The organism is Anaerohalosphaeraceae bacterium, assembly GCA_035378985.1.
In the GTDB taxonomy this organism is placed as follows: domain Bacteria; phylum Planctomycetota; class Phycisphaerae; order Sedimentisphaerales; family Anaerohalosphaeraceae; genus JAHDQI01.
Window position 1 is genome coordinate 53,295 of the sequence record DAOSUR010000015.1, and the last position, 13,404, is coordinate 66,698.

14 protein-coding genes are annotated in these 13,404 nt (G+C 51.5%); 13 read left to right on the forward strand and 1 reads right to left on the reverse strand.

Annotation, left to right across the window (positions count from 1 at the left end; genetic code table 11):
- Window positions 1-171 precede the first annotated feature (171 nt).
- Together PKY88_10825 and PKY88_10830 are read left to right on the forward strand one after the other, a co-directional pair.
- A complete protein-coding gene (locus PKY88_10825) occupies window positions 172-732 on the forward strand; it encodes a LemA family protein (protein ID HOQ05693.1) in 561 nt (186 codons plus the stop codon).
- 15 nt (window positions 733-747) lie between these two features.
- Window positions 748-1,704 carry a DUF3137 domain-containing protein gene (locus tag PKY88_10830; protein ID HOQ05694.1) on the forward strand — a complete coding sequence of 319 codons (957 nt, stop codon included), beginning with the start codon at window positions 748-750 and terminating at the stop codon, window positions 1,702-1,704.
- A gap of 8 nt (window positions 1,705-1,712) precedes the next feature.
- Here the strand turns inward: PKY88_10830 and PKY88_10835 are convergent, their stop codons facing one another.
- The gene (locus PKY88_10835; protein HOQ05695.1) at window positions 1,713-2,537 is read right to left on the reverse strand and encodes a hypothetical protein; all 825 of its coding nucleotides are present in this window, start codon (window positions 2,535-2,537) and stop codon (window positions 1,713-1,715) included.
- Between the two features lie 445 nt (window positions 2,538-2,982).
- On the opposite strand from PKY88_10835, the gene PKY88_10840 reads away from it, so the two are divergent.
- The 11 genes from PKY88_10840 (at window position 2,983) to PKY88_10890 (ending at window position 13,092) form a co-directional block, all read left to right on the forward strand.
- The gene (locus tag PKY88_10840) at window positions 2,983-3,654 is read left to right on the forward strand and encodes a hypothetical protein (GenBank protein ID HOQ05696.1); all 672 of its coding nucleotides are present in this window, start codon (window positions 2,983-2,985) and stop codon (window positions 3,652-3,654) included.
- 302 nt (window positions 3,655-3,956) lie between these two features.
- A complete protein-coding gene (locus PKY88_10845) occupies window positions 3,957-4,202 on the forward strand; it encodes a 4Fe-4S binding protein (GenBank protein HOQ05697.1) in 246 nt (81 codons plus the stop codon).
- Between the two features lie 9 nt (window positions 4,203-4,211).
- Window positions 4,212-5,306 carry a 3-methyl-2-oxobutanoate dehydrogenase subunit VorB gene (locus tag PKY88_10850; protein HOQ05698.1) on the forward strand — a complete coding sequence of 365 codons (1,095 nt, stop codon included), beginning with the start codon at window positions 4,212-4,214 and terminating at the stop codon, window positions 5,304-5,306.
- Window positions 5,307-6,035, forward strand: coding sequence for a thiamine pyrophosphate-dependent enzyme (locus PKY88_10855; protein HOQ05699.1), 729 nt, complete (start codon window positions 5,307-5,309; stop codon window positions 6,033-6,035).
- A gap of 11 nt (window positions 6,036-6,046) precedes the next feature.
- Window positions 6,047-6,631 (forward strand): 2-oxoacid:acceptor oxidoreductase family protein, encoded by a 585-nt coding sequence (locus PKY88_10860; protein HOQ05700.1) that lies wholly within the window; start codon window positions 6,047-6,049, stop codon window positions 6,629-6,631.
- 26 nt (window positions 6,632-6,657) lie between these two features.
- On the forward strand, window positions 6,658-7,173 hold the full coding sequence (locus PKY88_10865) for a biopolymer transporter ExbD (protein ID HOQ05701.1): 516 nt from the start codon (window positions 6,658-6,660) through the stop codon (window positions 7,171-7,173).
- Window positions 7,163-8,908 (forward strand): hypothetical protein, encoded by a 1,746-nt coding sequence (locus PKY88_10870; protein HOQ05702.1) that lies wholly within the window; start codon window positions 7,163-7,165, stop codon window positions 8,906-8,908. The genes PKY88_10865 and PKY88_10870 overlap by 11 nt, the downstream gene beginning before the upstream one ends.
- 219 nt (window positions 8,909-9,127) lie before the next feature.
- A complete protein-coding gene (locus PKY88_10875) occupies window positions 9,128-9,661 on the forward strand; it encodes a sigma-70 family RNA polymerase sigma factor (protein ID HOQ05703.1) in 534 nt (177 codons plus the stop codon).
- Window positions 9,658-11,316: a FecR domain-containing protein gene (locus PKY88_10880; protein ID HOQ05704.1), complete on the forward strand. Its 1,659-nt coding sequence runs from the start codon at window positions 9,658-9,660 to the stop codon at window positions 11,314-11,316. The genes PKY88_10875 and PKY88_10880 overlap by 4 nt, the downstream gene beginning before the upstream one ends.
- Before the next feature lie 40 nt (window positions 11,317-11,356).
- Window positions 11,357-12,235, forward strand: a complete 879-nt coding sequence (locus PKY88_10885) for a type II secretion system protein (GenBank protein ID HOQ05705.1) — start codon at window positions 11,357-11,359, stop codon at window positions 12,233-12,235.
- 161 nt (window positions 12,236-12,396) lie between these two features.
- Window positions 12,397-13,092 (forward strand): PEP-CTERM sorting domain-containing protein, encoded by a 696-nt coding sequence (locus tag PKY88_10890; GenBank protein ID HOQ05706.1) that lies wholly within the window; start codon window positions 12,397-12,399, stop codon window positions 13,090-13,092.
- The last annotated feature ends 312 nt before the right edge of the window (window positions 13,093-13,404 follow it).

Below are 13,404 nucleotides of genomic sequence, written 5' to 3' on the forward strand. Positions count from 1 at the left end.
GATGTCCTTTCCCTTATAGCATAAAAAAAGGGATTTTACAAGAATGAGAATGGCTTGGGAAATTCAAAGATTTTTGAAACAGCCGCAGGGGGGGAACCCCTCTTTTGATTGACGGAGTAAGAAAAAGGCGGTATGGTTTCTCGGGATTAAAGGACAAGTAAGGAGCTGCTGATGTGTTTCTTGCTTTTTGGGCTGCCTGCGTTTTTGCTGCTGATGTTTGTAATTGGGGGATACAATTCCCTGATTTCCAAACGCAACCAAATCCGCAATATCTTCGGGACGATGGATGCGATGCTCAAAAAGCGGTGGGACCTCGTGCCGAACCTTGTTGCGGCGGTCAAGGGGTATGCCGAACACGAACGGCAGCTGTTCGAGAAAGTCAGCGAGCTGCGGGCACAGGCAATGAAAGAGACTCTTTCGACGGAGCAGAAGGTAAACCTCGACAACCTGATGACGCAGCTGGTCAGCGTCGTTCGCGTTGTTGCGGAACGGTATCCGGACCTGAAGGCCTCGGAGAATTTTCTGCATCTGCAGCGGACGCTGAATGAGCTGGAAGAGCAGATTTCGGCGGCACGGCGTGCGTTTAATGCCGCTGTGACCGATTACAACAATGCTGTGGAGATGTTTCCAACGAATCTGCTGGCAGCCCTGTTCGGCTTTAGGTGTCAGGAACTTTTTCAAATCGAGGCATCTGAGCGGGCGGTTCCGAAGGCCTCATTCGGTCAAACGTAAGCAGGGGGTGTGAGGGTGAAAACTTTTGAGGAAATGAAGACCTTTTACGAACAGGCCCTTCTTCCGGATTTGGCGGTGTTGGAACAACGGCGGAAACACATTTTGAGAGGGTTGGGGATCGGTTTGGTGGTGCTTGTGGGGGTCGGACTTTTTTGGGCAGGGCCTTTATTCGCTCTCACGGAAGAGCCGGCAGCCGTGATAGTGCCGCTGCTGGTGACGCTCTTACTGGTCGTCGGGTTTCTTGTGGTTCTGGGATTGGGTTATCAAAGAGATTTCAAAGAACGGGTTATCCGCCGTCTGGTCTGTTTTTTGGAGCCTGGTCTGCAGTATGACCCCAAAGGGAAAATTGCTCAGGAGGATTTTCTGCGTTCTGAGCTGTTTCAGACAAGGCCGAACCTTTATAGGGGGGATGATCGGGTCTGGGGACGGGTCGGCAAGACCCAGATTGAGTTCTCGGAGATTTTGGCCCAGCATATCCAGAGGAGCGGCAAAACGACGACCGTTCACACGATTTTCCGCGGTCTTTTTTTTATTGCCGACTTTTCCAAACATTTTCGAACCAAAACCTTTGTTTTGCCGGATACGGCCGAAAGGGTGTTGGGGCGATTCGGCAAAACTCTCCAGTCTCTGAATCCGGCTCGTCCAAATCTGATTGTCCTCGAAGATCCCCGGTTTGAAAAAGAGTTTGTCGTGTACGGGCAGGACCCGATTGAAGCCCGATATATTCTTTCTCCCTCTCTGATGGAGCGTATTCTTCAATTTCGCCAGAAGACCGGACGCAGAATCTTTTTGTCTTTTGCCGACTCCAAACTCTATCTGGCTGTTTGGTTCGACCGGTCTTTGTTTGAACCGAAACTCTTCCAAAGTCTGCTGGATTTCCAGACCATACAGGAATATTTTGGAGATATTCAGCTGGCGGTAGGGGTTGTCGAGGACCTGAATCTGAATACACGAATCTGGTCAAAGGAATGAGGTCGGTTTTATTCGTCCTCTGTTCGATTGCTGAGCAGAAACGATGCACGGTCGCTCTGAACTTTTGCATAAAGGGCGGCGAAAAGAGGAGAATTGCCTGCCAGGGCGCTGATGAGCTGCCGAACGGTCTGACGAGCGGAATATTTCTCCCGAATGGACTGGACAGCGGGAAGAATCGCCTCCCGCTCATCGTTCAGGATATCCAGTGCTTTTTCGAGAAGCTGTTCTGATTCTTTCAGATGCTGTTTATAGGCGGCTGTTTCTTCGAGGGCCAGTTCAATATTCGTCAAGGCATCCTTGGCCGAGCGGGTTAAATCCGCTGCCTGCAGAAGCCCCAGCCCCAAAGCGGTCATGTCCATACTGTCCACTTCGATTTTCTGTCCCCGTTCGATTTCGATTCCCACCGTCCCAAAACCGGTGAACGAAAGCATTGCAAATCCGCCGGGACGGAAGTTGACGGCAATTTCCGTGATTTCGCAAAGCAGCTCGCTGTACCGGTCTTGGAAAGCGAGAATTTCTTCCTGCTCATAGACGCCTCCGGCGGCCCGGTAAGCCAGCTCTTTCATCTGAAGCAGTTTTTCTTCGATTTGGTTTACTTTTTGGGCCGCCGTCTGAACAATTGCCAATCCCTGATAAGCATTTCCCAGATAGCGGCGGTTTTCTTCGAGACATTCTGCAGCCCGTTTTTTCTTGAATTGGGCGGTATCCGTTTGGGCATTCTCCGCACGATTCTTGAGTTCCTCCTGTACCAAACGGTACGCACGAACTTTTTGAGAGGACGAAACGATCTCCTGGCTGGAAGCACTATCAAAGAAATTCGAAAAAAGGTTCATATCCGGCCCCCATTGTGATAAAGCCTAATATATCCCAAACGGCTGTAAGAATCAAGAAAAACTTTATAGAATCCTCACATAGTCTTCATAAATATTGTTTTTGTTTTGTCTGCTGACTTTTTATCGGACATTTTCATTTATGTTGCAAAAATTAAAAAGGACGGTTTAGGAAATTTCAGGGATAAAAAAGTTTCATGTTTTTCAACTCACAAGGTGACTTATTTCTTAAAAGTCCGATAAAAGTAATTCGATTGGAGATGTTTTTTGCCTCTCTAAGTCCTACAGACATTATTTTCGATACATTCGTTCCTCTGGAGGGGAAAAATGAGTCTACAATAGGTTTTTTTATTTCTTTCTAACATTTTCGGTGTGCCTTTCCGGTATAAAATATAGAAGCATTGAAGACAAAAGAACACGGTATCTTATTTGTTTAGGAGTGTGAGTGATGAAAAAGATAACAGTGATTTTTATTGCGGCCGCATTGAGTGTTTCGGTTCCGGCCGGACCGACCATTAAAATGCTGAATGATTCGACACCCGCCTATGCTTTTCAGATTCTTGAAGACGGGTTCGGCGGCTATGATGCGGGGACAATTCTGCCGACGTTCTGTCTAGAGTATCAGGAGACATTCACTCCGAATACTTCGTACTATGCTGTGATTGGGACCTCTGCGGTTAAAGGCGGAATGGACTGGGCCGGCGGTATTTATGGACAGGGGCCGCTTCATGCCGTCAATTCCGACCCGCTGGACCCGCGGACGGCGTTTCTTTTTACGAAGTTTATGGAAGGGGACAGCCGTCTGACCGACCAGACCAAGCTGCAGAATGCCATTCACTATATTGAGGCCGAATTCAAAAATGCTTCTGTGATTGGTCCGAAGAATGATTATGTTCTTCTGGCTGAGCAGGCCGTTGCTCGGGGCGGAGAATGGTACGGCAAAGGGCTGGGCAATGTGAGGGTAATGACCCTGTGGAAATATTTCGACGGCCGATGCTATTCGGGGTATGCCCAGGACCAGCTGATTCTGGTCAATGCCGTTCCGGCCCCTGGGGCTGTTGTGCTGGCGGCGGTAGGGACTGGTCTGATCGGCTGGCTGAGACGGCGCCGAGAACTGTAATATCTTTATTGGGGTTGGGATGCTTTTTCAGGAACCGCCCGCCGAGTCGGGCGGTTTCTTTTTTTTAAATCCTCTTTGAAGATTCCTGCACTCTTCAGATGCTGCATTTCCGGTCTGATAGAAGCCGGATATTGCGCATTGTCTTGTTATCCAGGGACACGGCCCCATAAGATCTCGGATTTAAAGGAATCAAAAATCGAGGATTGTCTATAAGATTCATCGACAGGTTTTTCGATTTCCATTGACGCACAAGGAGGCGGCGGATATGATTTTTCTGTATCGAAAAGAAAGGTTTTTTGCCAATGCCTCAAATTCGCTTTTATGCAGAGCATTGCAAGGGATGCGGTTTGTGCGTGCTGGTTTGTCCTCATCAGAACATTCGAATATCGGAGGATTTGAACGAGCACGGTCATCCATTCGCAGTTCTGGCGGACCCGGCCCGCTGCACCTACTGTGCCATGTGCGGTCGAATGTGTCCCGATATGGCGATCGAGATTTTTGAGGGCAGGGATGACACCAAAGAGGATTCCGGAGGGGCGACGGAGTAGCCCAAGAGGATGTCGGAAAAAATTCTTTTAAAAGGGAATGAACTGCTGGTAGAGGCCGCGATTGAAGCGGGGTGCCGGTTTTATGCGGGCTATCCGATCACACCGCAAAATGAGGTGCCGGAGCGGATGTCCTGGCGGATGCCGCAGGTTGGGGGCGTATTTGTACAGGCCGAAAGTGAGATTGCGGCCGTGAATATGCTTTTTGGGGCTTCGGCGGCCGGTGCGCGCTGTATGACCAGTTCATCCTCGCCGGGCATCAGTCTCAAGCAGGAGGGAATCAGTTATATTGCCGCTGCGGAGCTTCCCTGTGTGATTGTGAATATGCAGCGAGGCGGACCGGGGCTGGGAAATATCCGGGCTTCTCAGGGGGATTACTTTCAGGCCGTCAAAGGCGGAGGACACGGCGATTATCGTCTGATTGTTCTGACGCCGGCGACGCTGCAGGAACTGTATGATTTGACCCTGAATGCGTTTGATTATGCAGATTTTTACCGCAATCCGGTGATGATTCTGGGGGATGGGATTTTAGGACAGATGGCCGAGCCGGTGGATGCCCATCCTTATCGTCCGATTTTCAGTCTGCCGCCGAAGGATTATATTTTAAACGGCTGTCGGGGCAGGGCTCCTCGTGTGATTCGCACGCTGTTTCTGCACCCTCCAGATGCCCTTGTTCAGCACAACCTTCGGCTTCAGGAAAAGTACGAGAGGATGCTGCGGGAGATATCTCTGTATGAGGAGTTTGAGACGGCGGATGCGGAAGTAATTGTCACGGCGTACGGCATTTCCGGTCGAGTGGCCAAAGGAGCTGTCAAACGAGCTCGCCGAGACGGTCTGAAAGCCGGCCTGATACGTCCTTTGTGTGTTTGGCCCTTTCCTGTCGAAGTCTACAGGCGGGTGGCGGAAAAAGCCGGCTCATTTCTGGTTGTGGAAATGAGCCACGGACAATTTATCGAAGATGTAAAACTGGCCATTGAATGCCGGCGGCCTGTTGCCTTTTTGGGCAAAGGCGGCGGATGGTATCCGTCTGAAGAGGAGATTCTGGAGCAAATCCGTCATCTTGCCTCAGTACCCTCCGAGAGGAGAAAGACTCAAAGGAAAAGATAAATGGAATTTCGGCGTCCGAAAACTCTCAGGAATGTACTGACGCACTACTGTCCCGGCTGCGGGCACGGGATTGTGCATCGGCTGGTTGCAGAGGTCATCGACGAATTGGGAATTCGTGAGCGGACGATTGGTACGGCACCTGTGGGCTGTGCCGTTTTGCTGTATGATTATATGAATTGTGATATTATTGAGTGTGCTCACGGGAGGCCGCCGGCGGTTGCAACGGGGCTCAAGCGGGTACAGCCGGACCGGATCGTTTTTACCTACCAGGGGGATGGAGACCTGGCGGCGATTGGGACGGCGGAAACCGTTCATGCGGCCAACCGGGGGGAAAACATTACCGTGATTTTTGTCAACAACGCTATTTACGGTATGACCGGCGGACAAATGGCTCCGACGACCCTGATGGGGCAGTGGAGCACCACCACACCGAACGGACGGGGAAAGTTGGGCGAGGGCGGACCGATTAAGGTCTGCGAAATGCTCAGCGCATTGGACGGTCCTTCTTATCTGGAGCGGGTAGCCGTCAGTACGCCCAAAGATGTTCTTCGAACCAAAAAGGCGATTCAAAAGGCTTTTGAAAAACAAATAGCCAACAAGGGATTTTCGCTGGTCGAGGTGCTTTCGATGTGTCCGACGGACTGGAAACTTAGTCCGAAAGAGGCCGTTGAGTTCGTCAATGAGAAGATGAAGACGGTCTTCCCTCTGGGAGTGTTTAAGGACCGCTGAAGGGATTTGGGATGATGGAAAATTCACAAATGCGGATTATCATCGCCGGTTTCGGCGGGCAGGGGGTGGTTTTGACGGGCAATCTGATTGCGCGGGCTGCCCTGAAAGAGAACAAAAATGTCACCGGTATGGTGGCTTACGGGGCGGAGATGCGTGGCGGCACGGCTTTTGCCGCCGTGATTGTCAGCGACGAGGAAATTGCCTGTCCGTTCGTGGAGATACCCGATGCGGCGATTGTGCTCAACCAGCCCTCCCTCGACAAGTTTGAGCCGGATGTAGCAGCCGGCGGGCTTCTGCTGGTGAATACTTCCCTGGTGAAGCGGGGGCCCAAACGGGAAGACATCGACCGCATTTTGGTTCCGGCTACGGAGATTGCTCAGAGATTGGGACAATTGAAAGTCGCCAATCTGGCGGCTCTGGGGGCTTTTGTGCGGCATACACGGCTGGTAAAAGAGGAAAGCATTCGACAGGCCGTCAAAGACCTGTTTGCCGAGAAGAATCCGGCCCTGACAGCGGTGAATCTGGCGGCTTTTGAGGTCGGGATAGAACAGAGCCGCATTCAAAAAGCCGCCTGTTCGGCTCTGAAAAAACGATAGAGTGGTTTTCTTGCGAGGGGTTTTTGATGCATTCATCGGCGGGCGTCCGACCGTCCTTTCATCAGCGCACCCTCGACGGGCTGACTCGGAGGGCACGCACGGACACCGGACTGCGGATGGCCCCGATGATTGATGTGATTTTTCTTCTGCTTACTTTTTTTGTACTGACGGCCAAATTTCGATGCTCAGAAGCTTTTGTTCCGCTGCAATTGTCTCCAAGGGAATCGAACGAATCTTTTTCGATTGTTGAGCCGCTGATTCTCGAGTTGACGTCATCTGGGGATCGCTTTCGGGTCAGAATTGGAACAGACAAAGAAATGCTCCTGTCGAAGGACGCTTCGGAAAACGAATGGACCGCTCTGGCCGATGCTGTGGAAGAGGTCTGCCGACGGCAGCAGCGAAGGGCGGATGACCCCGTCGAACTGATTTGCCGCGATGAAGTTTCCTGGGATGCTGTCGTGAAGGCGTACGATCTGCTCCGGGTGCTTGGATTGAATCAGATTACATTTGTTATGACCGAGGCAAAAGAGGATGTGCAGTAGCAAAGTTGTATTGGGAGTGCTTTTAGGGGGATTGGTCTGTTCTGTTTGGGCGGAACCGTCTCCGGAGGTCATTAAGACCGCTGCAGATAAAACTGCCCGTCTCGAAGAGGAGTTTTTGGTGCAGACAGCCCCGGCCAGGCTGACGTTTCTGTGCCTGGGTCGATTTGCGGATGCCGAACAGAGAAAGATTCTTTCCGAATTCGCCGCTTCAACCGGTCAAAGAGTTGAGGAGATGCTGGCTGTTCTCACAGAACAGGTTCATCAAATGGAAGGATACACGGGAGCGGATTGGGAGGCCCGGTACGGACAGACGGGGCTTTGGTCTGCGGCGCAGCAGGGACTGCTCCGAGGCCGTTATCTGAAGACGCTGTTTCTCTTTTGGCAGGCCCTCTGTGAGGAAGGGCAAAAACAGTCGCTTCTTGCCAGGGTTATTGAGACGTGCAGTGCGGAAAGCGCCCGCTGGCAGGGTCAGGAACAGATTCTTCAGGTTTTGGCTCTTTGGCAGCGTCAGGGGGCGGACGATGCCGAACAGCTGCGGATGATTCTTCATCAGATGATGCTTCGGGACGACTTAAGCGAGCCGGCCCGAGAGCGGATGCTGCTTTTGCAGAAGCGTTTTGACCTGTTTTCCGGCGGGCCGTTTGAGGAAGAGATAGGCCGGATTTTTCAGAAAAAGATAAGCGGCAAAGAGGATTTTGAATGGGCGATTGAGTACGGTTTTCTTGAGTGGGCGCAGGGCCGTCGGGAACCCCTCCGCCGGGTCCAGCAGACCTGGCCTTCATCACAGGAATTTATTGCCGGCCTGCTGGCGGCTCAGGAAGCCGAACATTTTGAAACGGTGGAGCGTCCGGCCTTCGAAGCCAAAATGCAGCAGTTTGCGGTTCGTGCTTCCCATGCGACTGACCCCAACGAGCGAGAACAGACAGAGCGTCATTGGGTCGAGTGGATTCAGTCGCTCGAAAAAAACAGTCCGGCCGGGTCTGCCCTTCGCCGCCAGGCGGCAGCCGGATACGTGTATTATCTGTTTGACAGGCCGGACAGGCAAAATGTGGACAAAATGGTCCGGTTTCTGGAACAGGAAGCGGAAAAAGGGGAACCAGTCCTCGGATATCTGTATGTGCAGGCCCTTTCTTTGAAAGAGGAGTATGGTCGAGCGGTTCAAGTTTTATGTGAAATACCGGCTGACTGCCGCAATCTGGCGTTCGATTTGTATGTTCTGGAGACCTTTGCGGAACGGCTGGAGGAATATTCTGCTTCTTCGGATGTTTTACTGGAACCGCTGGTGAAGAAACGAGCCGAGCAGATGGCTGCCTGCGGAGGGGCTTCCGTTCAGGAGCGTCAGCGGGTTCAACTGCTTTGGGCTCAGATGGCTGCCCGTTCAGCGCAGTTATTGCCGGAGGACGCTGAACGGCTCGATCAATTTCTGGACGAGCAGAAAGATTCCGCCGATGAAGCTGTAATTCGCTGCCGGGCTTTTCGCCGAATGCAGCAAGGCCAGTGGACACAGGCCGTCCGGGAATGGCAGAAGGTTCGAAGTGCCTATGAACCCTCAGACCGGACACAAAAAGAGCGTTCCTGGCATTGGTGGCGTGCCAAATATTATGAACTGTATTGCAGTGCAAAGATGTCGGAAACTTCCCGCGAAGATGTTCGTCACGCTGCAGGGGTTCTTCAGACGCTGTATGCCCCGCCGCCTGGGGTTTGGCGGAGCTGCTTGGAGAAATTGGTCCGATAAGCATCTGTCCAGGATAGGCAATTCTATTTGGAGCCAATGAGTTGATAATAATTCCGTAATTTTTAAAACGGTGTATTCTGGTATATGTGTATATAATATATCTTTAAATATCTTTTAAAATACCCCGAAAAAGAAAAAAATGATGTCATAAAACACCCTTTCTAAGGCCTAAAGCAACAGAGAGAAGTTAAGGTAAATTGCTGCTGCAGGTGCGATGGAATGGATAGAGCATATAAGGATTTAGGTGAAGAGTTTGTTTTTTTGATGTCCACGAACCAGCGGAAGATTTATTCATACATCTTGGCGGCTGTAGGCAGGCAGTCTATTGCCGATGAAATCATGCAGCAGACTTCCCTGACCATGTGGCGAAATTTTGCCCGCTTTCAACGAGGCACGAATTTTACCGCCTGGGGAAAAGAGATTGCTAAGTATGAGATTTTTACATACCGAAAAAAGAACTCCAAAGAGCAGTTTTTGGACCCCGAATCGCTACGGCGGGTTCTCGAAGCTTCTCAGAAGGTGGAAAAGTCTTCTGACCAAAGGATGAAGGCGCTGGAAGGATGTCTGGAAAAGCTCACGGAAAAAAAACGCAGTCTGCTTCAATACCGGTATCAGGAAGGGCTTTCCTGTTCCGCCGTGGCCGACAAGATGCAGCTGCCGCTGGCTACGGTTTACAGAACCATGGCACGGATTCATAAGGTTCTGCAGGACTGCATTCACAGGACGCTGATTCTCTGGGAAACTGAATCATGAATGGCGCAGAGAACAGAGACCGTTTGTGGGAACTTGTTGTCAAGGTTCTCGAAGGGCAGCTTCGTCCCGATGAGATGGAGGAGATGAACAGAATCCTCCAGATGGACGAGGAGGCCGCATATTTGTATGCAGAATTTTTCGATATTGTGTCCGGTTTGGTGAGTTTTGATAAGCGGGCCTTCTGCTCGGAAGAAAGTGATTCAGCTCGATATGAACAATGGCTGAATTGTCTGGCGGATGAAGAAAAGACGGCCCAGGCCGTTGAGATTCATCCGATTCAGGCGGCATACCAGACGCAAGAGTCCGTTCCAGTCAAACGGGTACATCCCCCGGTCAGCAGGGTTTCCTTTATCTCGCTGGTTCTGTCTTCGGCGGCCCTGTTTTTTGTGTTGGCCTATGGTTTTTGGGCCTCGCTCGGACGCGGAGAGGAAGTGGTTACACTGTCAGATGCCATGAACGCAAAATGGGCGGATGCAGCCGCCTCTATGCAGCGCGGAACCCGCCTGGCGACGGGCCGGAACCGCTGGCTGTTGCGGGAGGGATATGCTGAGCTGCTCTTTGATAATCAGGCACGCGTCGTTCTGGAAGGTCCTGCGGAATTTCAAATCCTTGCTGAAGACCGACTGGGCCTTCATTACGGCAAGGTGTATGTAAAGGTTCCTCCAGAAGCGGCGGGTTTTTCCGTCTATACGCAGAATGCAAAAATTATTGATTTAGGAACGGAGTTCGGGGTTCAGGCGGATATCGGAGGTATTACGCAGGTACATGTCCTCAAAGGCAGAACCATGCTTATGGCCGGCAGGACAAACCGGACAAACCTCGAACTGGGCCGAGGTTCAGCCAAGAAAATTTCCGGAGAGAACGGAGACATTGCGGATATTAAGTGTCGGGAAGATTATTTCGTTCGTGCGATCAATTCCAGAACAAACAGCGTTTGGAAGGGCCAAAATCGAATCAGTCTGGCGGATATTGTCGGCAACGGCAACGGATTTGGAACCGGAATCGTAAAAAACGGATTGGATGTGAGTACGGGGAATTTCTCGAAGAATTCTCCGGGAAGGCAATCGGCGTCCAATGAATATCATCCGGTTTTTTCCAATTCGTACATTGACGGTGTGTTTGTTCCGAACGGCCGTGCAACACAGATTATCAGTTCACAAGGGCATATTTTTGAAGAATGCCCGGCAACCAGCGAGTTGTGGTGTTACATCATTTCTTATGAGCGTCTGACTTCTGATTTTCATGGACAAGAGGCTTCGGCGGCCGACAGAGGTTCTTTTGCTCTTCCGTCGATGCTGATTCATGCCAATTCGGGGATTACGTTTTCTCTGGATGAGATTCGTTCGCATTTGCCGGGGGTTCGGATTGCCCGGTTTCAATCGAAAGTCGGCATGCGTCCCTGGTGTCCGCGGCCCGAAGCGAGCAATGCCGATTTTTGGGTGTTGGTGGACGGCCAGCTGAAGTGCACCATAAAACAAGTGAAGACAGGTGAGGTTTTTCCCGTGGATGTTGAGCTTCCGGAGAATGCATCTTTTCTGACCCTGGTTCAGACGGACGGCGGTGATCCGGAAAAGCGAGTTCTGAATGGCTTGGTCTTAACACCGATTGACAGCGACTGGGGAGTGTTCATCGATCCCGTACTGATTTTGGAATAATAAAAGAAACAGGACTGAAAAAGAGGGCAAGTTAAATTGTATGAAGAGAGCCTACGGATTTACCCTGATTGAGCTGCTGGTGGTGATTGCAATCATCGGTCTTTTGCTGTCGATTATGATTCCTGCGCTGGGCCGAGCGAAAGAATATTCATACAAAGTTGTCTGCAGCAACAATATCCGCTCCCAGGCGCAGGGGATTCGTCTGTACGCCGAACAGAATGCCGGAGCCGTTCCGCTCAATGAGGGCGGCAACTGGCTTCAGGACCTGTCCTTCTGGTGCAGCAATCAGATTATGCAGTATGCCGGACTGGATTACAAGTCGTTTTACTGTCCGTCCAACCGCTTCAAGAACTCTGACGACGGGCGGTTCTGGCAGTTCTCCTGGGTGGGGGATTCAGATTATCAGCCGCCGGTGCCCGGCACCGTGACTGGGCCGCTGCCGCTGCGGGATGAAAGCCGGCTGTCGGAGGCCCGCCAGCGGCAGGAGTTTCGCGTGATGTCCTACAACTATCTGTTTGACCGGCTCAACTACGCCAACAATCCTCCGACCTCCCGGTATCCCGATCGGCTGCTGAGCGGAGTGCGGGCTGTCTGGATTCGCAAACTGACCACGCTGACCAACAGCAGTGCAACACTGATGATTGTGGACAATGTGCTCAGCCAGTACAGCGGCACAGCCGCCTCCGGATGTGTGCAGGCCCCGCCGGGCGGGTGCAATTTTACGGAGGTGGCCGGCGGACTGTACAGCGCCTATGGACTGTATGACAGGGCTAACCATCTGGCCCGTCAGTTTGAGACAGGCTCCAGCCGCAAAGACGTCGCCGGGGCCAACATGGCTTTTGCCGACGGACATGTGGAGTGGAAACGGCGGCAGGAGCTCCGGACGCAGATTCAGTTCGGCCAGTATTTCTGGTGGTAAAAAGACCGTCGGGGAAGACATGGGTGATGAAATGCCGCAACCTCGGGCTGCATATGCCCAGGAACATTTCCCTGGCCTGATGAAAAATCGGTGTGTGAAGTGTGTGATATCGTGTACGCGGATTTGAATGAAAAAAGAATCATTTTTGGAGGATAATGAGGATGGTGACAAGCAAACAAGTAATGAAAAAAGCAATGTCATGGTTCCTTTCAATTCTGCTGATAGCCGGCTCGGCTTCGGCGGAGGTTATCACGGTGACCGATGCATTAGTCAACACGTACGGAAACACCCAGGGACTTGCGATTGATTTTGACACGACAACTGCAGGACTCAACCCGGCAATTACAGAAGGCTGGGTTCCGGCTTTGGTGGATGGTCAGAAGTATTACCTGGATTTCATTCGCGTCCGCTCCGGAGCGGAAGTTCTTGTAGGGAGCGGCGTTGTTTATCTCGGAGTCTATACGGGCCTTGGAACAGGCGGAGCCCTTAGCGGGTTTCTGGGGACGTCAACGAATACGATTGATTTTAAGAGCACTGTCAACGGGGAATGGTACACATTCAACTTTTCCGGTATCAGTGTAACTGCAGATTCTGTCGTCGGAGCGGGTACGGGCATGCTCTATTTCGTATTCCAGCCGACAACGGCGGCCAAAGCCAATACATATGGAGATGAAATCCGGCTTCACAGGATAAACGCTGACACAACCATTAACCAATCTCTCTCGAGTGTGATTGCCTACGGCGGCCTGAGCACGCTGCGGTCGCTTGAATATCAGGTCCAGATTACGCCGATTCCCGAACCGACCACCATGGCCCTGATGGGTCTGGGAGTATTTGCTTTCAGACGAAAACGCTAAAAAGTTCTCTTCTCTTCTTCAGTCGGAACCTGCTGATGGGGCGGCGCCTCCGAACCATCAGCAGCCCGGCTGAAAAAAGCGATGTGAAAGCAGGAGGCGTGCTCTTGCATCTTTACCAACTCAATACAATTAATAGGAGGTATCAAATGAGAAGGTTATTGTTGTTTCCATTATTGGTGACCGCTGTATTCATCGGAACCAGCCAGGGTCTGAATATTGCGGTCTCCGGTGCCATCCAGGCGAACAATCAGTCTATTATTGACTTTTTTGTGCAAAACTTCAATGCGACGGTCACGTTCGGCGATTTCAGCA